Below are 23,617 nucleotides of genomic sequence, written 5' to 3'. Positions count from 1 at the left end.
TTAAAATAAAACATTGTATCCCAATGAGAAACGTGCAAATGGGTAGCTTTTGTTGATATCAGGATAGTCTTTGAAATTACCTTCTAATCTAAAATAACCAGAATTCATGTTTAAAGAGAAGTTTTTCAATAGACGTAGACTGCCACTAATCGATGCTGTATGTAAAAAATAATGGGATTCATTGCCACTTAAGGTAACAAAATAACCACCATGGTATTGTGCTCCGAATTTAAATCTGTTCAGCACACTGATTTCTCCTGAACCGCGGACATCGACACCTGGTCCGTAATTGTAATTACGGCTTTCTCCAAAGAGGAGGTAGGGATCAGGAACTGCGGCCAGTATGACAGGACCACCACCTATAGTTGTTGTTAAGCGATTCTTGCCTCCTAAACTAAAGTTTGATATGACGTTGTAATTCATACTTTGTGCTCCGTAGAAGAAGGCTTCATTATGATAGAAGTCATAATTTGCAGAGAGTACGCCGAGATGTCTACCCGGAAGATTTTTGATAATGCGTTTTCCGTAGAGTGACGCATATACGTTTACGGTGTTGACAAATGAGCTGTCGTCTCCGCCAACCTCCAGATTGACATAGAAATCATCAAACGGTTTTTTGTTTTCAATGTTGTCATTGGTATAGATCAAGCTTAACCGAACAAAATAATCTGTTTTTCCTTTTGTGATAATGTCTAGGTCTTTTGTGTCAAAACGGCGGAAACCAAAATCGACCTCGGCTTTGACTTTAGAAGAATCAATAACAGCTCCTTTTACGACTCTTCCCCAACGGCCATCCAATAAACGATTTAGCCCGTTGACTGGATTAATGAAAAAAGCTAATACTTCTTTTCCTTGCCGCTCGGCTAAGGAACTGGTCGGTCTGGACAGTACATTTTGTGAAATACGGTGTGTGATTTCCCCCAATATAATGCCGCCATAGGTTGTGTTTACTAAATCATTGATTGAAGGGGCCTGTGTCTCTCCTGCAGTTTCCCAGATAAAGCTTCCTGCTAAAGTGGCAAGGGAGGATTGAAGAAAGCTATAGTTGTTGGATCTGAATGCATTAAAATACAGTTGACCGTGATAAGGGTGGGCAATTTGATTTGTAGCAAATGCATTGTCGTCCCATGCCCATGCACTTGGTTTAAGATGTTTGAACCAGTTGTTTAATGTGATGTGCGAGTAGGGATCTTTTCTGATGAAGTAGTTGAAAGAAGCTGGTAATGCCTGAAACATGAACCATTCGGTCGCCGCTCTTGCAAAGTGTTTCCGAGGGTTGTGATTGATGGTATCCTGGTAATTTGGAATCTGATAGCTCTTATTTACATAACTTTGCTTTACAGAGTTATTTGAATAAGGAGTGACCTGAGTGTTGCTGATGACCGTATCGGTGTTATATTTTTCATTTAAAGGTTTAAATTTGTTTACGGTATCTCGATATTCCTGTATATATTCTTGTGCATAAAGAGGTCGTGCAATAGTGATAACCAATAATAGGAGGGGCAAGATAAAAAAGGAAAGAGAAGCGCGCTTCGTTGTTGTAATCATATCTATACTTCAGGCTTAATTTCTTAAACAAGTAATAAACTTAAATAGTTTTAAACTTAATCGGAAAAATATTACTGTTACGCAATCAATCTTGACTTAAGTTTGATTATTCTGAGCCTGCTTTTGTCAGATCCAGTCTGTCTGCTTCCGTAATTGGCCGAATGATCTGACATGGGTTTCCTGCGGCGATGACATTGGCCGGTATGTTTTTGGTGACCACGGAGCCGGAACCAACAATACTGTTTTCACCGATCTCTATGCCAGGATTAACAATAACATTGCCTCCTAACCAGACATTGTCTGCTATGTTGATCGGTTTAGAACATTGCCATCCTTTTGCGCGGTCTTCAGGATGGATCGCATGAGTGGACGTAAATAATGAAACATTAGGACCGAATAAGACATTTTTACCAATTGTAATCGGAGCAGCATCTAGCAGAGTGCAGTTATAATTGGCGAAAAAATTGTCGTCTATAGAAATGTTGAAACCATAGTCGCAATAAAAAGGAGGTTCAATAAAAAAACGGTTGGATTTCGTGTTAAGTAGATTTTTAATGATGATCTGTCTTTCTTTAAAAGATTTTGGTTCGGCATCATTAAATTTCTTTAACTGCATTTTTGCATGGAGTCGTTTCTCGAAAAGCTCTTTTCCAGATTCACGATAATATTGATTCGTTAGATTCTTATTGTCCATGGGCCGAAATTACTTCAAAAAAACTAACTTTGTTGTTGAAATAGAAAAAATTATGGCAAATAATAATTTAGATGCCTTAGCTCCTCAAGAGCTATGGGCGAATTTTTCTGCATTGAATGCAGTTCCACGTGCTTCGAAGAAAGAAGAACGTGTTATCGCATTTATGATAGATTTTGGTAAAAGCTTGGGTCTTGAGGTTACTGAAGATCATGTTGGCAATGTCCTGATTAAAAAAGCGGCAACTGTTGGTATGGAAGACCGTAAAACGGTCGTCCTGCAATCCCACTTGGATATGGTTCATCAAAAAAATAACGATACTATTTTTGATTTTGATACGCAGGGTATCGATATGTTTGTGGATGGTGATTGGGTAAAGGCAAAAGGCACGACTTTAGGTGCAGATAATGGAATTGGCGTTGCTACAATTATGACCATTTTAGCTTCCCAAGAACTGGAGCATCCTGCAATCGAAGCCTTGTTTACGATTGATGAAGAAACGGGTATGACTGGAGCAATGGGGTTGCAAGGTGGTGTATTGACTGGAGATATTTTATTAAACCTGGATACGGAGGAGGATGATGAACTTGATATCGGGTGTGCAGGTGGAATTGATGTAACAGCTACTAAGTCTTATCAAGAGGAGGCTAGTCCTTCTGGAGCTGTTGCTTTTGAAATTGTTGTCAAGGGCCTTAATGGCGGTCATTCAGGAATTGAAATTCATAAAGGTTTGGGGAATGCGAATAAAATCATGAACCGCCTTTTGTATAAATCTTATGATGAGTTTGGTTTACAGCTTGCAACTCTAAATGGTGGAAGTCTACGAAATGCAATTCCGCGTGAGTCTACTGCAACGGTAATTGTTTCTTCTGAACATGAGGATAATTTTGCGTCAGATTTAGCTCCTCTTATTGAAGCTATTAAAACTGAGTTTAAAACAGTAGATGGTGGATTGACAATATCAATTGAAAAATTAACTACTGTTCCTGCTGCTGTTCTTTCTGCTCAAGATCAGGAGTTGTTGATCAATGCAATCTATGCGGCACATAATGGTGTTTACCGTGTGAGCGCAGACTTTGAAGATCTTGTGGAAACTTCTAATAATATTGCCAAAGTGAGTGTTGGCGATGGAAAAATGAGTATTAAATGCTTGACACGATCATCTGTTGAAAGTTCTAAAATAGATTTAGCCCAATCTTTGGAAGCTGGTTTTTCAATAGCTGGATTTGATGTTGTATTTTCAGGATCTTACCCTGGATGGACACCAAATGCTGATTCTGAAATTTTAGAGGTTTTGAAACGTATTTATATTGAACAGCATGAAGAGGAGCCAAAGGTGGTTGCGTGCCATGCTGGACTGGAATGTGGAATTTTGGGAACGAATTATCCTGAAATGGATATGATTTCCTTTGGACCAACTATTTTGGGTGCACACTCTCCGGCAGAGCGGGTATCTATATCTTCTGTTCAGAAATATTGGGAATTTGTGAAACAAATTTTAAAAGAAATTCCTAAAAAATAGGATATTGTATCAAAAATAAGAAAAGGCTTAAATTTAATTTTAAGCCTTTTTTTTGTTTTCTCTATTGCTATTTTAATAAAGTTTGTATATATTTACTTTAGATCGATTTTAATTAAGGGGGCATCAACTCTTTTATTTAAAATAACCTTGATCTTCATGTTTGGCATTCCCATGCTACTGCTGTAAAATATAGTTTAAGAAGGCCTGCCTTTCATTTATTCAAAAAGGACAAAGTTTTATTCTTACTAGAATTGCCAATGTGGTAATTTAGACTAGTTTTTGTGATTAAATATTCAAAATATATCCTTGTGTTTTTATGACTTTAAAATATATTTGTTTGTTTGGTGTTATTTTATCAAAATTTTAGGTGCTAAAAAGGATGTTTTAACATATTCATTTCATGTTAAAATTAGTTAAATAGATATGGGAGTTTTACTTTTGCAGCATCAAAACTATATCAAACACATCTTACATGAAAAAGTCTCTACTTTTTTTTGCTCTTGCTGTCGGGAGTTATGGAACTATCCATGCACAAACAACAACAAGCAGTGTTACAGGGATTGTAAAACAATCTACTGGACAAACAACGACAGGTGCAACTATTAAAATTACGCATCAGTCAAGCGGAGCCACCTTCAGCGGATCGGCAGATTCGAATGGACGTTTTAACATCGCAAATCTTCAAGAGGGCGGACCTTACAAAATTGAAGTTACCTACATCGGTCAAAAACCAGTTGTTTACGATAATGTCTTCTTGAAAGCCGGTGAAGCACTACAATTAGATCCTGTTTTTGCAGAATCATCTGAAACAAATTTAGGAGAAGTTGTTGTTGTAGGTCGTGGTTTAATTGATATCGCGGAAGATCGTAAAACTCCGATTGCTGTTTCTACAATCTCGAAACAAATCATCGAAGAAAAAGTGGGTGCAATGGATATCACTGCTTCCATGGTCAATACACCTGGTGTATACGTATCTGGTCAATCAAAAGGTTTTGGTGAATCTTCCATGACAACACGTGGCTTTGATCAATCTAACACAGCTTTCTTATTAAATGGCCAACCGATTAATGGTATGGACAATGGTCGTGTTTTTTGGTCTAACTGGAGTGGTTTGTCAGATATTGCTTCTTTAGTACAAATTCAACGTGGTTTAGGTTCTTCAAAATTAGCGATCTCTTCAGTAGGGGGGACGATTAACTTTGTGACTAAATCTACAGATATGCAACAAGGTGGTTTTGTTAAAACAACTATCGGTAACGATATGTTTGTAAAATCTACGATTGCTTACAACACCGGTTTAATGAAAAGTGGATTTGCAGTATCTGCAATGGTTACTGGGTGGCAAGGAAATGGTTACATGAAAGGTACTGAAGGTGCTGGCCAAAACTATTTCTTATCTGTTGGATATAAAGTAAACGAGAAGCACAACTTAAACTTAATGGTTACAGGTGCTCCACAATGGCATAACCAAGGTTTTACTTCAGAACTATCAAATTTCTTGAGAGATGGAAGAAAATTTAATGCAAACGTGGAGATGATTAATGGGGTGGAAAGAAATGTACGTAAAAACTACTATCATAAACCGGTTGCTAACTTAAACTGGGATTGGACAATTGATGATAAATCGTCGTTATCTACTGTTGTATATGCTTCTGTTGCTAGTGGTGGCGGTCAATCCAAACGTACTGAAAAAGTAAATCCAACACCATTTTTAGCATCTCAAGTTAATAATCACCAATGGTTTGGTGTAGTATCTAACTATAACCGTAAGTTGAATGATTATTTAAATTTTAATGTTGGTTTTGATTTACGTGACTATAAAGGTGAACACTATATTCAAGTAACGGATAAATTAGGTCAAGAATCGATTTCCCATGAAAAAAATGTGAACTACGGGATCATGACTACTTCTAATACTTACAGCACTAGTCCTTGGAAATCTTTTGGAGATAAACCAAAAACAGGTCAGGACCGTTTAGGTTGGGATTATGAACAAATGATTAGATATGCTGGTTTATTTGGACAATTAGAGTTTGCGAAAGATGGTTTTACAGCTTTCTTCCAAGGTTCCCTTTCTGGTCAGCAAAACAGTAGACAAGATTATTTCCTTTATAAATTAGGTGAAGGTAAATCTAAAGATGTGAACAATTTAGGCTACAATGTAAAAGGCGGTGCAAGTTATACATTAGGTAACCATACCATCTTTGGTAATGCGGGTTATTATTCTCGCCAGCCATACCAAAACAATATCTTCATGAATTACATGAACGATGTTAATCCATATGCTGTTAATGAGAAAATTTTAGGTTTAGAGGCTGGTTACAAATTTGCCTCTGAATATTTTGATGTTAGCGTAAATGCATACCGCACGACATGGGCTGACCGTACAACAGGAAGTTCTTTTACAGCTGCTCAAAAAGAAGTTGACAAATATGGTATTGACAAAGTACAGGTCGGAAGTTTAATCTATAACACGAACTATGGTGTAAAACAAGATCACCAAGGTGTGGAGTTAGAGTTATTAGCTCGTCCATTCCGTGGCTTTGAATTAAAAGGTTTTGCTTCCTTAGGTAAATGGGAATATGATGGTGATGCTATAACGATTGTTCGTAATGAAAATCGTGAAGTATTAGAAACTACAACGAGAGATTTAACAGGTGTAAAAGTTGGTGATGCTTCTCAGACAAGTTGGGGTTTAGGTGCTAAATACAAAGTCTTAAAAGGTCTTTCTGTAGATGCTGATTATAGACGTTATGAAGATCTGTATAGTTCATTACCTGCTAATAGACCTACAATGAAATTGCCAAATTATGATCTGTTAGATGCTGGTGTATCTTACAAAGTTGTATTGAGCGATAAGAATGCGATCAGTTTCCGTGTTAATATGAACAACGTATTAGACAAATTGTATATCTCTGAAGCTACTTCAAATGTCGAGTCGAAGGCGAATGCTACATACTGGAAAGGTATTGACACATCTAACAAAGTGTTAATGGGATGGGGACGTACATGGAATGCTTCTGTGAAATTCACATTCTAAGCGAGTACAAAAACAAAACATAATTATACTTCTTAAAAGCCGTTGCAATTTATTGCAATGGCTTTTTTATTTTTCGGCTTCATTACCACCAATGCTTGCTTGCCCTTTACTTTGTCATTATTTAAGGCTCCTGATCAATGTGCTTATCCTACAAGCTGAAATTTTGGAAATCTATTCTTTATTTCTTTGGTGTAGTTAGTAATGATTGATAAACCTTTAAGCATGTGTAAGATTATAGGGATAATGCGATGGAATTGTTGTATTGGTATTGTGAAGTTTGTGGGGTAGTGGTGTAATGCTATTGCCATAATGGGATTTCGGTGGTATAAAATAAGGATGTATTAATGTAATTTCCTTGATGTTATTATAGGAAGCAAAAAAAAGGCTAAACATCAACTGCTTAGCCTTTCTATATTTTTTAATGTTATATCTATCTTGACATGGACTGAATCACACTCACATGTGATTTGAATGCTGAATTGAATGTTTTGTATTCAAGATATTTAACATTGAACTCCAGACAGGTTTCTCTGACCAATTTATTAATCGCGGGATAGTGGATGTGACTTATCTTAGGGAATAAATGATGTTCAACCTGATAATTTAAACCGCCTAGAATCCAAGTTAGAAATTTGTTTTTTGTAGCAAAATTAGCTGTAGAGCTCAATTGGTGAATCATCCACTCATTTTCCATTTTTGTTGGGTCTGCAGTCTCTTCTATGGCAACAAATTCTGTTTCAGTTACGACGTGCGCAAGCTGGAATACGGTTGCTAAACAGATACCACAAGCGATACCTGAAATTAGTAACCCAACTAATGTTGGTAACCATCCTACCACTAAAACTGGGATAACGATGAAAATACTGATGTGAATAATTTTACTTACCCAAAAGATCACTTTTTCACGTAAAGGGAAATCGAATGATTTCTTTTTGCTTCCCATGGCTTCAAGAAAATATTTCTCATAATCTTGATAGAAAATCCAAGCTAAGTAGGAGATGCTATATAGAACCATAAAATAATATTTCTGGTAGGAGTGATGCTTTTTTAATTCTTGGTCTTTATGCACACGCATAAATTTGATATCAATATCATGATCTTCACCTTCAATGTTGGTATAAGTATGATGTGCAATATTGTGCTTCAATTTCCAGAAATAGATATTTCCACCCATTAGGTTAAGACTGTAGGATAGGGCACTGTTTAGTCTCTTACTATTAGAGAATGTATCATGTCCGGCATCGTGCATCACATTGAATCCGATTGCGGCAAAATTTATTCCAAGTAAAATTAATACAACAACACTGATTAACCAGTGTGGTTGAATTACAATTAATGTGATGTAGAAAGATATAGCGGTTACAAACAGGATGATTGCTTTTGTTAGTACTCTTTTTTCTCCTGTTTTTTGGATTTTATTAGTTTTGAAATAATCGTTAATTCTTTCCTTTAAAGATTTAGAAAATAATGTATTAACATTATTAAATTTTATTGTTGTTTTCATTGAGATCGTTTAACTCTGTTAAAAAATAATAGTAAAAATTAGGTTTACATACAGAGCTTAAATTATAATTTTTATAAAGATAACAAATATTTTTTTTAATGATGTTAATTTAAGTTAAAGCTTTTAAAAACTAATTATAGCCCAACCCCAGCTTTTTAGAAGGTCTGAGGCGATTCAAAACATGTTTTCTTTGTGGATCTCTATGAAAAACAAGAAGGGGATTGCAATACATGCAATCCCCTTCTTATTAAAGATTAAGTAAACTTAGTTTAAAGCGTTAATTTGAGCTGTAATTTCAGTTGTTTTAGCTTCATCTTGCATGAAAACATAGTAGTTTTTCAAGTTTGTCAAAGCATCTATATTTTTAGGTTGTAATTGTACCGCTTTTGTTAGATAAACTAAAGCAGGTTTAATTTCTTCCTTAATTTTAGCCACTCCTTCGTTGTATTTTGCTTGGCTCAATGATCTATCGTTGTTTAAAACATTTAATTTTTCACGTACACCATTCATCATTGTGATTGCAATATTTGTATTTGCTTCAAAATAATCAGGATCTACTGCTAAAGCCTTTTTATATGCTTCAATTGCAGCAGCATCATTTTTATTTGCTGAATGAGCGATTCCTAAATAGTAATTTAAGCTTTTGTTATTTGGATCTTTTGCCAATTGCGCAGTGATGCCCGCTAAAATTTCTTTTTCGCGACCAGCAATCAAATTAAATTCAATATTTTGAACCGCAGCTGCATTGTCATCAGGATACATTTCTACTGCTTTTGCTGCATAATCCAATGCAGAAGCGGTATCTTTAGCAGATAAATATAACTTTGGTAAGTCTACAACAATTTGTTTATGTGAAGAAAATTCTTTTGAAGGAATAAGCTCTTTATATTTCGCAATTGCTTTGGCATAATCGTTACTTTGAAGAGCTGAAATACCACCATAATAGATTAATGTTGTATCACCTGGCAAATATGTTAATGCTTTTTCAAAAGAGTCATATGCTTCCTTGTATTTTTGACCTTGATATTCTTCAGCACCAAGATTGAAGTTGAATTGACCTAATACTTGTTCAGAGACACGAATATTATCTTTATTTGCGCCATCTTTATCCAATTCTTTAGCTTTAACAATTGCATCTTCAGCTTTTTTAGCCTCATCAGCAGACTTATCTAAATTAGCTAAGTTTGCATAAACCAATGAATAGATTGTCCATGCCTCTGCATTATCTTTTGTTTTCTCATGAACAACAGCTAAATCAATAGCTTCTTGTGCAGTTTTCAAATTTGGCAGTGCCAATTGTGGCGTACCTGCACCTTTTAGCTCTTCGAATTTTGCTATACTTGTTTTTGCCTTATTAACATTATTTTTTTGTGCATAAACAGATGTACTTGCTGATGCAACAGCTGCCAATAATAATAATGATTTAATGTTCATCTCTAATTAACTGTTAATTGATTTAATAATATATTCACACGATCTAACTGCACATAATCTTCTATTGCATTGTAATAAGTAGACAGTGCTTTAAGTGCATTCACATCATATGGTTTAATTTCATTTGCTTTCAAAAGATAAGCTTGCGCATATTGTTTGTCTTCGTCAGATTTAGATTTAAGAAAATCCTTTAAATAAATAAGGCCTAAAGCTAAATTTGATGGGTAGTTATTAGCATCTAAACGCAGAACTTTATTATAATATTGTTTTGCATTTCGAATATCTTTCGCGTCTTCGTATGCATAACCCGCCAAGTAATTTAATTCAACATTTTCAGGCTCTAATTTGATCGCTTCATCAATTATCGTTAAGATGGCGTCATAAGATTCATTTTTAGCATAGATATCGATCAGCTTGAAGAGGATATCTTTGTTCTGAGGAAACTCTAATCGGCCTGCAGATAGTGTATTAAGTTCATCTTGTTTTGTTCCGATTTTCTCATATACAGCTGCGAGCTCTAGATAATATTGCGGTTTTTTTGAATCCTGCTTGATTAACTCTTTGTAATATTTAATCGCGTCAGGATATCGTTTACTGCTTACAGCTAAAGTTGCTAAATTAAATTTTAAATCGGCATTTTTGAAACCAAGGGAGTCTACTTTCAGAAATCCTTTGTACGCTTCTTCAAACTTGTTATTTTTTAACTCAACATTTGATTTATAGATTAATGCAGTTGCTAAATTTTGCTTGATATAATCAACTTCTACAGGGAAATTGCGATATGCTTTTTTCTTATCAATGAGTTTTAAGGTATTTAAACTTTCATCAATAGGGTCTATGGTATACTTTTGTTTCCGGGTGGAATCTACAACTGCTAAAGAACTGTAAACAAGTCCTCTCAAAACATTATTACGAACTGAAGAAGAATCTTTACGGGTTTTGAAAGCTGCATCACTAAATTTGCGTGCGTTCTCCAAATTTTTAATATCTCCAGTTTGTGTATAAAGCGCAAAACTGTTGTTGCCCTCCTTGATATTGGATTGGGCAACAACAGTTAAACTTGTAGCTGACAGTATTAATGATGTCAATAATGCTCTCATTCTTTTTTTATTCTTCGTTAGATTCAGATTTATCGTCTTGATCGGTTTCAGTGCTTTCTGACGCATCTTCTACTTCTTCACCTGAAAGAATTTCTTCTTCCGTTTCTTCCACTTCTTCCTCTCTATCTACTTTAGTAATTGATGCAATTTCATCTTCACCTTTCAGATTAATTAAACGGACACCTTGCGTTGCACGCCCCATTACTCTTAATCCTTCTACTGAAATACGAATGACAATACCTGACTTATTGATGATCATTAAATCTTCAGTATCGTTAACACCTTTTACAGCAACTAATTTACCTGTTTTCTCAGTGACGCTAATTGTTTTTACACCTTTACCACCACGGTTTGTAACTCGGTAATCTTCGATATCTGTTCGTTTACCGTATCCTTTTTCAGATACAACAAGCACCGTAGTCTCTGGATCATCTACACTAATCATACCAATAACCTCATCGCTCTCACTACCTAAAGTAATACCACGAACACCAGTTGCTGTTCTACCCATTGGTCTAACAGTAGACTCGTTGAAACGAATAGCACGTCCAGAACGTAATGCCATTACAATTTCACTTGTTCCGCTTGTTAAGCAAGCTTCTAACAGCTGATCTCCCTCATTAATGTTGATGGCATTGATACCATTTGCACGAGGACGTGAATAAGCTTCTAATGACGTTTTCTTAATTGTACCTTTTTTAGTACACATAATGATGAAGTTATTTTCCAGGTATTCCTGGTCTTTTAAGTTCTTCACTAAAATGTATGCTTTAATTTTTTCGTCTTTCGGAATATTGATGATATTCTGCAACGCTCGACCTTTAGAAGTTCTACTTCCTTCAGGAACTTCAAATGCTCGTAACCAGAAACAACGACCAGATTCTGTAAATAGCAACATATAATTATGTGCCGAAGCAGTAATAATATGTTCTGTAAAGTCTTCTTCACGTGTGGTCGAACCAATAGATCCACGTCCACCGCGTCCTTGACGTTTATACTCAGTTAGAGGAGTACGTTTTACATAGCTATTATGAGATATTGTGATCACGATTTCTTCATCATCGATGAAATCTTCCATACGCATGTCTTCTGCTGAATGGACGATTATAGATCTTCTCTCGTCACCATATTTCTCTCTGATTTCGATCAGTTCTTCTTTAATGATCTGCATGCGAAGACCTTCATCTGCTAATACAGATTTTAAGTAATCGATCGTTTTCATTAGCTCAGCATATTCTTCTTTAATCTTATCGTGCTCCAGTCCGGTTAGACGACGAAGCGTCATATCCAAAATTGCGCGTGCTTGAAGATCTGATAGACCGAATCTTTCCATTAATCCTACGCGGGCATCTTCAGGAGTTGAAGAGGCACGGATCAACTTGATCACTTCATCTAAATGATCAAGCGCGATTAAATATCCTTCTAAAATATGTGCTCTTTTTTCAGCCTCAGCCAATTCAAAACGTGTACGACGCGTGACAACATCATGACGGTGATCCACGAATACCTGAATCATATCTTTCAGGTTCATCAATACTGGTCTACCTTTTACAAGAGCAATATTGTTTACTGAAAATGAGGTTTGTAATGCTGTGTACTTGAATAGGTTGTTTAGAACGACATTTGCGTTAGCATCGCGTTTAATATCGTATACAATACGTAAACCCGTACGATCTGACTCATCGCGAATTGCTGAAATTCCTTCTAATTTTTTTTCATTAACCAATTCAGCGGTACGTTCAATCATATTCGCTTTATTGATCTGATAAGGAATTTCTGTAACTATAATAGACTCTTTACCTGATTTTGATACTTCAATTTCTGTTTTAGCACGCATCACGACACGACCACGGCCAGTGTTCTCTGCATCCTGAACACCCGAGTAACCATATATCAAACCTCCTGTAGGAAAATCGGGGCCTTTGATATATTGCATCAATTCGGGTACATCGATATCACGGTTGTCAATATATGCAACTGTACCGTTGATAACTTCTGTTAAGTTGTGTGGCGCCATATTGGTTGCCATACCGACTGCAATACCTGAAGCACCATTTACCAATAGATTGGGAATACGTGTTGGTAATACTGTTGGTTCTTCCAAAGAGTCATCAAAGTTCAATTGATAGTCTACTGTATCTTTATTGATGTCCGATAAAATTTCTTCCGCAATTTTTTTCAATCTTGCTTCCGTATAACGCATTGCCGCAGGAGGGTCTCCATCGACAGAACCGTAGTTACCTTGACCATCCACTAAAGGGTAGCGCATGTTCCAGTCTTGTGCTAGACGTACCATTGCATCGTATACGGAAGTATCACCATGTGGATGGTACTTTCCTAATACGTCACCAACAATACGGGCAGATTTTTTGTAAGGCTTACTGCTTGTAACACCTAAATCCAACATACCGTAAAGAACACGACGGTGTACAGGCTTCATACCATCTCTAGCATCTGGTAATGCACGAGAAACAATAACTGTCATTGAATAATCAATGTAGGCAGTTTTCATTTGATCCTCGATACTTACCGAAAGAATTCGATCGTTTGCAGGTACTAAATTATTATCATTTTCTGTTTCTTCAGCCATATTAATTTGGTTTCGATAAAACTATTAAACAATCCCGTTTACACGGATTGCTACGCATGCGAAGTTACAAAAAAATAACCTCAAAAGCGAATGTTTTGAGGTTCAAGATAGTGAAAAAAATAGTCTATTTTTTTATTGATTTAAAAAAGATTTAAATGCGGTCAATTGCTTGTTACCGCAGTTTTTTAAAACGAAGACGAAGTGAATTGCCGATGACAATAACATCGGAGAAAGCCATTGAGAAGGCGGCGAGCATGGGGCCTAAAAATCCCATTGCTGCGAGCGGTATTGCGATGATATTATAGGCAAATGCCCAGAAAAGATTTTCTTTGATCGTTTGCAGTGTGTGCCTTCCGATAAGTAATAGATTTTCAATCGATTTTAGATCGGAATTCAAAAGAATTATTTTAGCAGATTGTATCGCAATGTGACTTGCGTCACCTAGAGAGATACCGACGTGGGCTGTTGTCAGGGCAGGAGCATCATTTATACCGTCGCCGACCATTGCTGTAATACCTGCTTTTTTAAGTTTGTTGATAATATTCAATTTCTCTTCAGGATTGCGATCGGAATAAACTTCTGCTATTCCAAGTTTTTGAGCGACTAGGTCACATTTACTTTTTCGGTCACCACTTAATATTACTGGGGTTATATTTTTGCCTTTAATGGCTTGAATGAGTTCTTTTGCATAAGGTTTTATTTGATCTTCAATCACTAAGCCTGCAACTACGACATCATTAATGGATAGAATTAAGTCGTAGCGGTTTGAATAATCTACTTTTCCTAAACGTGCATTGATTAATTTATACACATTACTATTTGTATCTGTAGCGTAAAGTCCTTCGCTTTTAATCTCTTTGACATCTTGAAAGACAATGCGGTAGGCTTTTACTTCTTTCATGTGCTGTCTGATGGACTTTGCTATAGGATGATTTGAATAGCCTTCTAATTGTGCAATGATTGATTCTACTTGTTTTTGTTCTATTCCAAACGTTTGGATCGCTTTGATATTGAAATCTCCGGTAGTTAAAGTGCCAGTTTTATCGAATACCATATATTTAAGATCCGACATCTCTTCAATTGTATCACCTCCCTTAATTAAAATTCCCATTTTAGCGGCTCTTCCTAAACCTACCATGACAGCAGTTGGGGTCGCTAGACCCATCGCGCACGGGCAGGAGACGACAAGTACTGCAATGGCATTCATTAATGATTGCTGTAGTGATATTTCGGCTATAAAGTAAGTGATAAAAAAGGTGAAAATGGCGATGACGACCACAAAGGGTACGAAGTATGATGCAACTTTATCACCGAGTTTTTGAATAGGTGGTTTTTTTGATTGTGCTTCCTTGATCAGTGCGATAATTTGGGAAAGGACGGTTTTACGTCCAACTTTGGTGGCCGTGATTTTTATATTGCCTTCTGTTAGTGTTGTTCCGCCGATGACGGTTGCATATCTATCTTTGAAAACGGGTAGGCTTTCTCCTGTAATCATGGATTCATTGACAAAGCCATCTCCTTCAATAATATCTCCATCAACTGGAATAAGATCTCCTGATTTGATCAGTAAAACATCGCCTTGTTTAACATCTCTTGTATGGATGATCTCTTCTAGATCTGCTGTGATTTTTGTTGTGGTTACATTTTGAATCTTAATAAGGTCTCCGATTGCAGATGTTGTTTTTTTTACGGATTTTTTTTCAAATAGATTTCCCAATAGAACGAGCGTGATGATTGTTGCGCAAGTTTCATAGAACATATAATCTGGGCCTAGGTGATTGAGGGTGCCGATGAGGCTGTACGTGAATGCAGCTGTTGCACCTATAAATATGAGCACGTCCATATTTGGCATGCCATTTTTAAGGGAGTAAAACGCACTTTTACCAAAATGAAAAAAACCGAGCAGAAATACGGGAGCACAGAGTCCGAGCTGGATGTATGGGGCATGCAACAAAGGGTGTTGTATAAACATATGTGCAAAGAGAGGAAGCGTAAAAAATAGACTGAACCAAAATTTGGTTTCTATTTTTTTATAAAATGATTCCTTTGGACTTTCATCAGTCAGGACCTGAAAACCTAAATTTTCAATCCCTTTTGTTATTTCGGGAAGTTCTTTTGCCGTTATTCCTGAGAATTTAACTTCATCAGATGCAAAGTCGACAAATATATCTTTTGCCTCTTTTTTTTCTAAATATTGATGAATAGCAATTGCACAGTTTGTACAATGCATTCCTGTAACTGTAAGCTCTACTGTTGTTGTTTCTTCGTTCATATTTTTCGACCATTGGTCTTTTGCAAATATACTTATTTTTAGGAGTATCATTTTTTTGTATTGAATGAAAAATGATTAGTTTAGTTCCTAAAGAAAATTAGATTTCAATGGTTAAAAATAAATTATCCCTATCTTTTGTATTTCGTTGTGCTGTGTGGATAGCTTTAAGCTATTCTTTTGTCGGTTTAGCCTCTTTTTACGAGAAAAACAAGATTATTCTTCACTTTGCTTATGCTTTAAATACTTTTTTGACCGCCAATCTGTTGATCTCAATCGGCCGGTTCTTGATTGTTTCGCTGTATAACCGTAAACATGCAAACCATGATGTGAGAGGAAATTTTGTACTGGGTATTTCCCGGGTTGCTACAGTATTGAATGCTGGTATGATTGTGATTACGTTGATGGTTGCGCTGGGAATTGATCCTAAGGAGTTTATAACCAGCATGACCATCGTTGCGATGGCTATTGCGGTTATATTTAGGGAGTATATTACCAATATGATCAGTGGATTGCTGGTTATGTTTTCTGATCAATTTTCCATTGGAGACCATATTAAAATTAGTAATTATCAGGGTAAAATTGTTGATATTACTTTGGCAAATATTGTCGTTCGTGATGAAGATGATGATGTTGTGCTAATACCAAATAATTTGATATTCACATCAACGATGGTCAATAAATCTTCTCAAAAGTCGAATAAACTGATCGTTAAATTTGAACTTCCTTTAGAAAAACCGTTGCATGTCCAATCTGTTGAAAATCATTTAAGACCTATCCTGAAAATAAATAAGAATATTATCTGGGACGATTTATTTAAAATAAAAGTTGCCGAAATCGGTAAGGACTTTGTGAAATATAAGATTGAGCTCAATACCATATCGAGTAGCAATAAATTACATTATCAGATTCAGAATGAAATTTTAAATGAGATTTTATTATTTCGTACGCGGGAAGATTAAATCTTACGGACCTTTACATTTTTAACAAAGTGATGACTGCCTTTTTCTAAAATTAGATCAGCGCGGTACCGTGTTGGTAAAATATTCTGGACCAGATTTGGTTTGTTGATCTCATTCCAGATCTGATGTGCCATCTGGATACTTTCTTCAGTATTCATGTCGGCATATTTGTGAAAGAATGAGGCCGGATTTTGAAATGCTGTACGTCTTAAAGATTCAAACCTGTTGGTATACCACTCTAATAAGTTTTTTTCGCTGGCATGAACATATATGGTATAGTCAAAAAAATCTGACACGAATACACTATGTCCTTTTCGTGGTCTTTGCGAATTGACCTGCAGTACATTAATGCCTTCGACGATTAAGATATCAGGATGATGGATCAGCTGTTGCTGGTCATCAGGTAAGACATCATATTCTAAATGGCTGTACAGGGGTACCGAAAGTGATCCCATGCCTGATTTTATAGCGGAAAGGAACTGTATTAATTTTTTAGCATCGTAACTTTCCGGAAAACCTTTACGATTCATTATGCCTCTTTCATTCAGGATATGATTCGGGTACAGAAATCCATCAGTCGTTACTAAATCTACTTTTGGTTTACTGGGCAATAAAGTCAGGACGCGTTGCAATACACGTGCTGTTGTACTTTTACCTACAGCTACAGAGCCAGCAATACCAATAATAAAGGGAAGCGTACTTTCATTTTTTTCGAAAAAATGATTTGTGCTTCTGTGTAAATCTTGAAACCGTTCAATATGAATACCCAAGAGATGACTTAAAGGGAAATAGACATCTTCGATTTCTTCTGCATTCAATGGTTCATTAAGTGCATGCAATTGATCCAAGTCGTGTTGCGAAAATGTGTGCTTAAAGTGACCGTTCAGTTTTTTCCAATTTTCTCTTTTTATTGAAGTAAAAGGAGAGTCAATAGGAGTGTGCTGTTCATTTTGCATGTTCATGATTCTTTGTGGCGACAAATATAGCATCTCGTGGATATAATCAAAAATTCTAATTGATTTTTTTAGATCAGGTTGGAAGAAATAATAATCGGATTAGAAAGAATTTTGTGAATAGGACATTTTTCTGAAATTTGGAGAAGTCTGTCTTTTTGATCTTTATCTAGATTTCCTTTAAGAGAAACATGACATTTGATATAGGTGGTCTGTTGCAGTTCACTTTTTAAAATTTCGTATGAAAGTTTAATATTTACCTCCTGTAAATCCCATTTTTTGCGGTCAGCATACATCTTTACTGTCATTGCTTTACATGAACCCAATGAAGATAGTAAAAGGGCAGGCGGATTGAATCCTTCATCTTGACCTCCTAATTCTTCAGGTTCATCTGCAATTAGCGTATTATTTCCATGCTTGATTGTTGTTGTGTATGGCGTATTACCTATTGTTACTAAGATTTCATTATCATTCATATCTCTAAATATAAAAAATAATAAGGGGATTAGGAATTTATGAAGTGAATATTAAATTCCTGGTTATAGTTCATCTTCCAGTAGACCTTCGATAATGAGGCTTCCAGTTGCGGGATTGGTTGCTAATGGTACGTTGTACAAATCACAAACCCGCATCAGCATCTGAATATCGGGTTCATGTGCATGTTTACCTAATGCATCTCTGAAAAAAATGATTCCATCTACTTTACCTTCTGCAGCTAATGCTGCAATCTGTGCATCTCCGCCCATAGGTCCGCTTAACTTTAATTCGACTTCGAGTCCTGTTTGTTTTACATAAGAACCGGTGGTGCCTGTCGCGACTAGATGAGCTTTTTTTAAGAATTCAATATGGTCTTTTACAAAGGCAACCATTTCTGGTTTTTTACCATCGTGTGCAATTAAAGCAATTGTTTTTTTCATGTTATTGAAAGATTAAAGTTTAACCAAAAAAGATGTACGCTAAAATAATAGCTGCAATTAGTCCCACAAGATCGGCAATTAAGCCACATATAAGCGCATGTCTAGTGTTTTTAATGCCTACAGAGCCAAAATATACTGCTAGAACGTAAAAAGTTGTTTCGGAGGAACCTTGGATAACACTGGCAAGTCGTCCTTGAAACGAATCTGCTCCATATGCCTGCATGACATCGACCATAAGTCCTCTAGCGCCACCACCACTTAATGTTTTCATTAATCCTACTGGAAGAGCTGGTACGAAACGTGTGTCCAAGCCAAAATAAGCGAAACAAGAACCGATTGCATTCACAATATAGTCCATACATCCTGTTGTTCGGAAAGCAGATATAGCCACCAGTATGGCGATTAAAAAGGGGATGATCATGATGGATGTTTTAAATCCGTCTTTTGCACCATCTATAAAGGCATCGTAAACATTTAGTTTTTTAAACGCGCCGTAAACGATAAATAGGATGATGATGGAAAAAATTAAAACACCACCGATTAGTCCGGTTACAATTTCAATTTTTTCTGGAGGCAGGCCATTTAAACCAAAATATAGGCCAGCCATCATGACAATGAAACTGCCTAGGAATATCAGGATGGGTAGTTTAAAGAGATTTATTTTTTGAAAGAATGCAACAGCGATCATCCCTGATATAAACGAAATAAAGGTTCCTATCAAAGCTGGAATAAAAATATCTGCGGGGTTTGCTGCTCCATTGGCCATTCTTAGAGCAATTACCGATGTTGGAATAAGTGCTATTCCAGCGGTATTGAGCACTAAGAACATAATTTGTGCATTCGTCGCGGTATCCTTTTCTGGATTAAGTTCTTGCAGTTCCTGCATTGCTTTTAGTCCGACCGGTGTTGCCGCATTATCTAAACCTAGCATATTGGCTGAAAAATTCATAATAATAGAGCCGTTTGCAGGATGGTTTTTTGGGATTCCAGGGAAGAGCTTGCTGAAAAATGGATTTACAGCTTTTGCAAATAAGGTAATCATTCCTGCTTTTTCACCCACTTTCATGATGCCTAACCAGAATGTCATCATGCCGACGAGACCTAAGGAGATTTCTGCACCGTTTTTAGCACTGTCAAACATGCCATTGATAATTTTCATGAAAATTTCGGTGTCTCCAAAGAAAATAAGCTTGATCAAAGCAACGATGAACGCAATTACAAAAAATGAGATCCAAACGATATTCAGTGCCATATAGATTTAAAATATGCGTAAATGTAAACTTTTACAACCTATCCATCAACTTAGACCACGGATTTTTCTTGTTTTTTGCCTCTTTTTCTTTTATTAGATGATCCACTATCTTGGTGAGTTGAAATTCATTTTCGCTCATCAGTCTATCTGCTAGCGAGATAAGTTTTTGGATGTTGTTTTTGGATGCCGCATCCATGGAGGACTCAACACTTGACATATTTGTTGGCTCTAGTCGGATGTAGTTTTTGGATTTTCTATTGAATTGAAACAGTTGTTCAATAAAAAATTCGGTACTCTCTGCAGAGGCACTTGTCATAATATCGACTAAAGCTGGACCAATGGTAATGGCCAGTTTTTTCTTAAAATGCTCATAGTTATAAGCTTTTTTTGCAACCCCGGTGCCTAATGAGACCATAAACAGATCGTTTATTTCTGTATCTTCAAAAGCTTTCATCACTTCAATCAAAGCGCAAATGGATGGGTTTTGAGCCACCATACCACCGTCTACCAATGGAAATCTTGTACCTGCAATGGAATAAATCTCCGCAACAGAAAAATAGGTAGGTGCGGCAGAGGTCGCTCTGCAGACATCTCTTAGATAGAAGTCTCGTGCTATTCCGTGTGTAATAGCTTTTTGCTGTCTAAAAAAATGATTTTTCCGGAGTTCAATATTATAGGCTGTTATAATACAGGGTTTTATTAGTTGGCTTAGTTTGGTGTCGCCAAAATATTCATGTAATACATTCTCTAATGCGGTAGCTGAATATAATTCACTCACCAGCCCGAATTCACTTAGAAAGCGTCTCCATCTTGTTGTTTTGAAAATATCAGTGCCGTGGGATACGTACAGATCTAATGCCTCTTTAGCAGAAAACTTAGGTTTTGAAGGATTTTCCTCACTTGGGTATAATAAAATGCAGGCTAAGATACCTCCAGTACTAGTTCCTGCAATAAAATCGAAATATTCTGCAATTCGTGCATCCGGGTCATTGCTCTTCTTCTGAAGAATTTCTTCTAAAACGACCAATACTAGAGCAGGTATTATACCTCTTATTCCACCACCATCTATGGAAAGTATATTTTTCATTTTTTAATGTTTATACTTTAAAAGTAGTATTAAATAAATTAAAAAATTGATGACTCTTTGTTTTTGTGGTTAGGATAATGCGCGTTGGTAGGCACAGCGAGCTGTGTAAACAATTCTTTACACGTTTTTTACAAAAACAGAAGCCGGCTACCTTTTGGATAGCCAGCTTCTGTACAAACTAATTATTTATGCAAACCATGCCAAGACCTCGTCTTTTGTTGGCATGGTGATTTCTAATTTCATTTTTTTACGCATACCCCCAAGGTCATTGAATACTTTATTAGGATTAGCTTCTTTTAATTCCGGTATAGTATTGAAACCCATTTTTTGTAAAACAGGAACCCATTCTGCTGGAATACCCAATGCAACATAATCTTCTGTCGAAGCTACTGTTACTATTTTTTCTGGTCGCATTTGCGGGAAAAATAATACTTCCTGAATAGAGGCATTGTTGGTCAGGAACATAATTAAACGATCCATACCAATGCCTAATCCTGATGTTGGAGGCATTCCATATTCTAATGCACGTAAGAAATCTTGATCGATAAACATGGCTTCGTCATCGCCACGTGCTGATAAGGCCATTTGTGCTTCAAAACGCTCACGTTGGTCGATCGGATCATTTAACTCCGAATATGCATTTGCAATTTCTTTACCACATACCATTAACTCAAAGCGTTCTGTGATTTCGGGATTGTCGCGATGTTTTTTTGTTAATGGCGACATTTCTTTAGGGTAATCTGTGATAAATGTAGGCTGAATGTATTTACCTTCACATTTTTCGCCAAAAATCTCATCAATTAACTTGCCTTTACCCATGGTATTATTGACCGGAATTCCCATTCCTTTGGCTGCTTCGAAAATTTCTTGTTCAGATTTTCCTGTAATATCAAAACCTGTGAACTCTTTAATCGAATCGGCCATTGTGATTCTCTTATAAGGTGCACGGAAGTCGATTTCATGTTCTCCAAATGTCGCTTTGGTGGTGCCGTTTACAGCAATTGCACAATGTTCTAGCAATTGTTCTGTGAATTTCATCATCCAGTTGTAGTCTTTATAAGCTACATAGATCTCCATTGCTGTGAATTCTGGATTGTGAGTACGGTCCATACCTTCATTTCTGAAGTTTTTTGAAAACTCGTAAACACCATCAAAACCGCCCACAATTAGGCGTTTTAGATATAACTCATTTGCAATCCGCAAATATAAAGGCATATCTAAAGCATTGTGATGTGTGATAAATGGACGGGCCGCAGCACCGCCAGGGATGGATTGCAATACTGGAGTCTCAACCTCCATATAACCTGCGTCATTAAAGAAATTACGCATTGCACTAAACAATTTTGTTCTTTTTACAAAGATCTCTTTGTTCTGCGGGTTAACTACTAGATCGACATAACGCATTCTATAACGCAATTCGGGATCTGTGAATGCATCATATGTTTTTCCTTCTGCAGTTTTAACGATTGGAAGAGGGCGTAATGATTTAGATAATACAGTCAGTTTTTCAACATGTACACAGATGGCATCTGTCTGGGTTGTGAAAACATAGCCTTTAATACCAACGATATCACCAATATCTAATAATTTCTTAAAAACGATATTATACATCGTTTTATCCTCATCAGGACAAATGTCATCACGTTTGATGTAAGCTTGAATACGGCCTGAACTATCTTGAATTTCGAAGAACGACGCATTTCCCATAACACGACGGCTCATGATACGTCCTGCAATGCTTATATTCTTATAGTTAAGCTTATCTCTATCGTAATTTTCTAATATATCAGTAGCATTTGCATTGATCTCAAACTCTTCAGCTGGATATGGGTCGATACCCAAATCTATTAGAGATTGCAATGCCTGTCTTCTTAATTGTTCCTGTTCGGATAATACAGTACTCATTGGTAAGGATTAAATAATATAAAAATCGAACAAAAATAGCTTTTTTTTTGCATTTATGAGAGGTGAAAACAATATAATATTTATAAAATACGGTGTAGCGTTTTGTAATACGGTATCGTTATGAAGATGTACTTAAAAAACAGCATGGCAGAAATTAAAAGAAAGACTTTCATAATCTTAATTCAGAAAGTATTATTTTAGATGAAGATTAAGGATTAATATAGTCTTATTGAGTGAATATTATTCAAACATACTTAAAAAAGCAAAAACAAGTAACACTTAAAAGTGCACTGGAGGATTGTTTACGAAATCGTGAGCAGGGGAAGGCTTTTGTCTATAAAAAGTACTATGGATATTTGATGGCTATTATTATTCGCTATGTTAAATCTGATGTGGATGCTGAAGAATTAACGAATGAGTCTTTTATTCGGATTTTTAGACGATTGGATTCTTTTAACCATTTGGTTGAGGATGATGTTTTGGAGAAATCATTTCGGTCATGGATAGGGAGAATTGCAGCTAATATTTCAATTGATTTTCTGCGCTCAAAAAAGGAGATGACTTCTTTAGAAGATGTAGCTGAGGGCAGTCTTGATGTGCCAAGGGTATATAACTCCAGTAATCTAGAGGTTGATGATATTATGAAGTTGCTCGATTCTTTACCAGAATTGCAGCGTGTCATCTTTAATCTTTATGAGATCGAGGGTTTTTCGCATGATGAAATTGCAAAGCAGTTGCATATCCAGGATAGTACTTCCCGTACTTATCTTACTCGAGCAAAGCAAAAGTTAAGGATGCTTTATTTGGAACAACATAAGATAAGACAGGAATTTAAATAACAAG

Annotated in this window: 17 protein-coding genes; 4 read left to right on the top strand and 13 right to left on the bottom strand. The window is 36.2% G+C overall.

Going from position 1 to position 23,617, the window contains the following annotated elements:
• Both M2265_RS06605 and M2265_RS06600 read right to left on the bottom strand, forming a co-directional pair.
• Window positions 1-1,548: a DUF3943 domain-containing protein gene (locus M2265_RS06605; RefSeq protein WP_132771350.1), complete on the bottom strand. Its 1,548-nt coding sequence runs from the start codon at window positions 1,546-1,548 to the stop codon at window positions 1-3.
• A 106-nt stretch (window positions 1,549-1,654) separates the two neighbouring features.
• Window positions 1,655-2,242, bottom strand: coding sequence for a sugar O-acetyltransferase (locus M2265_RS06600; protein WP_132771351.1), 588 nt, complete (start codon window positions 2,240-2,242; stop codon window positions 1,655-1,657).
• Between the two features lie 52 nt (window positions 2,243-2,294).
• Here M2265_RS06600 and M2265_RS06595 point away from each other — a divergent pair, with 52 nt between their 5' ends.
• The gene (locus M2265_RS06595; protein ID WP_206368174.1) at window positions 2,295-3,761 is read left to right on the top strand and encodes an aminoacyl-histidine dipeptidase; all 1,467 of its coding nucleotides are present in this window, start codon (window positions 2,295-2,297) and stop codon (window positions 3,759-3,761) included.
• A gap of 472 nt (window positions 3,762-4,233) precedes the next feature.
• Window positions 4,234-6,801, top strand: coding sequence for a TonB-dependent receptor (locus M2265_RS06590; protein ID WP_132771353.1), 2,568 nt, complete (start codon window positions 4,234-4,236; stop codon window positions 6,799-6,801).
• Between the two features lie 430 nt (window positions 6,802-7,231).
• On the opposite strand, the gene M2265_RS06585 is transcribed toward M2265_RS06590, so the two are convergent.
• From M2265_RS06585 to M2265_RS06565, 5 genes are all read right to left on the bottom strand, one after another.
• The gene (locus tag M2265_RS06585; RefSeq protein WP_132771354.1) at window positions 7,232-8,305 is read right to left on the bottom strand and encodes a fatty acid desaturase family protein; all 1,074 of its coding nucleotides are present in this window, start codon (window positions 8,303-8,305) and stop codon (window positions 7,232-7,234) included.
• A gap of 264 nt (window positions 8,306-8,569) precedes the next feature.
• Window positions 8,570-9,739: a tetratricopeptide repeat protein gene (locus M2265_RS06580; protein WP_132771355.1), complete on the bottom strand. Its 1,170-nt coding sequence runs from the start codon at window positions 9,737-9,739 to the stop codon at window positions 8,570-8,572.
• 2 nt (window positions 9,740-9,741) lie between these two features.
• A complete protein-coding gene (locus M2265_RS06575) occupies window positions 9,742-10,839 on the bottom strand; it encodes a tetratricopeptide repeat protein (RefSeq protein WP_132771479.1) in 1,098 nt (365 codons plus the stop codon).
• Between the two features lie 7 nt (window positions 10,840-10,846).
• Entirely contained in the window at window positions 10,847-13,429 is a 2,583-nt protein-coding gene (gyrA, locus tag M2265_RS06570; protein ID WP_132771356.1) for a DNA gyrase subunit A, read from the bottom strand.
• Window positions 13,430-13,601: 172 nt separating this feature from the next.
• Window positions 13,602-15,701, bottom strand: coding sequence for a heavy metal translocating P-type ATPase (locus M2265_RS06565; RefSeq protein ID WP_132771357.1), 2,100 nt, complete (start codon window positions 15,699-15,701; stop codon window positions 13,602-13,604).
• Window positions 15,702-15,808: 107 nt separating this feature from the next.
• On the opposite strand from M2265_RS06565, the gene M2265_RS06560 reads away from it, so the two are divergent.
• Window positions 15,809-16,660 (top strand): mechanosensitive ion channel family protein, encoded by an 852-nt coding sequence (locus tag M2265_RS06560; RefSeq protein ID WP_132771358.1) that lies wholly within the window; start codon window positions 15,809-15,811, stop codon window positions 16,658-16,660.
• Here the strand turns inward: M2265_RS06560 and coaA are convergent.
• From coaA to lysS, 6 genes are all read right to left on the bottom strand, one after another.
• Window positions 16,657-17,622, bottom strand: a complete 966-nt coding sequence (gene coaA / locus M2265_RS06555; protein ID WP_232789220.1) for a type I pantothenate kinase — start codon at window positions 17,620-17,622, stop codon at window positions 16,657-16,659. The genes M2265_RS06560 and coaA overlap by 4 nt on opposite strands.
• A gap of 62 nt (window positions 17,623-17,684) precedes the next feature.
• Complete coding sequence (locus M2265_RS06550) at window positions 17,685-18,089, bottom strand: OsmC family protein (protein ID WP_132771359.1); 405 nt, start codon at window positions 18,087-18,089, stop codon at window positions 17,685-17,687.
• A 63-nt stretch (window positions 18,090-18,152) separates the two neighbouring features.
• Window positions 18,153-18,530 carry a methylglyoxal synthase gene (locus M2265_RS06545; protein ID WP_021191664.1) on the bottom strand — a complete coding sequence of 126 codons (378 nt, stop codon included), beginning with the start codon at window positions 18,528-18,530 and terminating at the stop codon, window positions 18,153-18,155.
• Between the two features lie 19 nt (window positions 18,531-18,549).
• Window positions 18,550-19,782: a nucleoside recognition domain-containing protein gene (locus M2265_RS06540; RefSeq protein WP_132771360.1), complete on the bottom strand. Its 1,233-nt coding sequence runs from the start codon at window positions 19,780-19,782 to the stop codon at window positions 18,550-18,552.
• A 31-nt stretch (window positions 19,783-19,813) separates the two neighbouring features.
• Complete coding sequence (locus tag M2265_RS06535; protein ID WP_132771361.1) at window positions 19,814-20,869, bottom strand: patatin-like phospholipase family protein; 1,056 nt, start codon at window positions 20,867-20,869, stop codon at window positions 19,814-19,816.
• 186 nt (window positions 20,870-21,055) lie between these two features.
• A complete protein-coding gene (gene lysS / locus M2265_RS06530; protein WP_021191667.1) occupies window positions 21,056-22,774 on the bottom strand; it encodes a lysine--tRNA ligase in 1,719 nt (572 codons plus the stop codon).
• Between the two features lie 233 nt (window positions 22,775-23,007).
• Between lysS and M2265_RS06525 the strand changes: the two genes are divergently transcribed.
• Window positions 23,008-23,613 carry an RNA polymerase sigma factor gene (locus M2265_RS06525; protein ID WP_132771362.1) on the top strand — a complete coding sequence of 202 codons (606 nt, stop codon included), beginning with the start codon at window positions 23,008-23,010 and terminating at the stop codon, window positions 23,611-23,613.
• Window positions 23,614-23,617: the final 4 nt, after the last annotated feature.

The sequence above is a fragment of the Sphingobacterium kitahiroshimense genome (assembly GCF_025961315.1).
GTDB lineage: Bacteria > Bacteroidota > Bacteroidia > Sphingobacteriales > Sphingobacteriaceae > Sphingobacterium > Sphingobacterium anhuiense.
This window is presented reverse-complemented; position numbering and strand designations above follow the sequence as displayed.

Bases quoted from the DNA above. Each gene is read 5' to 3' on its own strand.
- gyrA (WP_132771356.1), bottom strand. From the start codon at position 13,429: ATGGCTGAAGAAACAGAAAATGATAATAATTTAGTACCTGCAAACGAT.
- M2265_RS06605 (WP_132771350.1), bottom strand. From the start codon at position 1,548: ATGATTACAACAACGAAGCGCGCTTCTCTTTCCTTTTTTATCTTGCCC.
- M2265_RS06550 (WP_132771359.1), bottom strand. From the start codon at position 18,089: ATGAATGATAATGAAATCTTAGTAACAATAGGTAATACGCCATACACA.
- lysS (WP_021191667.1), bottom strand. From the start codon at position 22,774: ATGAGTACTGTATTATCCGAACAGGAACAATTAAGAAGACAGGCATTG.
- M2265_RS06540 (WP_132771360.1), bottom strand. From the start codon at position 19,782: ATGGCACTGAATATCGTTTGGATCTCATTTTTTGTAATTGCGTTCATC.
- M2265_RS06565 (WP_132771357.1), bottom strand. From the start codon at position 15,701: ATGAACGAAGAAACAACAACAGTAGAGCTTACAGTTACAGGAATGCAT.
- M2265_RS06545 (WP_021191664.1), bottom strand. From the start codon at position 18,530: ATGAAAAAAACAATTGCTTTAATTGCACACGATGGTAAAAAACCAGAA.
- M2265_RS06590 (WP_132771353.1), top strand. From the start codon at position 4,234: ATGAAAAAGTCTCTACTTTTTTTTGCTCTTGCTGTCGGGAGTTATGGA.
- M2265_RS06600 (WP_132771351.1), bottom strand. From the start codon at position 2,242: ATGGACAATAAGAATCTAACGAATCAATATTATCGTGAATCTGGAAAA.
- M2265_RS06580 (WP_132771355.1), bottom strand. From the start codon at position 9,739: ATGAACATTAAATCATTATTATTATTGGCAGCTGTTGCATCAGCAAGT.
- M2265_RS06560 (WP_132771358.1), top strand. From the start codon at position 15,809: ATGGTTAAAAATAAATTATCCCTATCTTTTGTATTTCGTTGTGCTGTG.
- M2265_RS06595 (WP_206368174.1), top strand. From the start codon at position 2,295: ATGGCAAATAATAATTTAGATGCCTTAGCTCCTCAAGAGCTATGGGCG.
- M2265_RS06585 (WP_132771354.1), bottom strand. From the start codon at position 8,305: ATGAAAACAACAATAAAATTTAATAATGTTAATACATTATTTTCTAAA.
- M2265_RS06535 (WP_132771361.1), bottom strand. From the start codon at position 20,869: ATGAAAAATATACTTTCCATAGATGGTGGTGGAATAAGAGGTATAATA.
- M2265_RS06575 (WP_132771479.1), bottom strand. From the start codon at position 10,839: ATGAGAGCATTATTGACATCATTAATACTGTCAGCTACAAGTTTAACT.
- coaA (WP_232789220.1), bottom strand. From the start codon at position 17,622: ATGAACATGCAAAATGAACAGCACACTCCTATTGACTCTCCTTTTACT.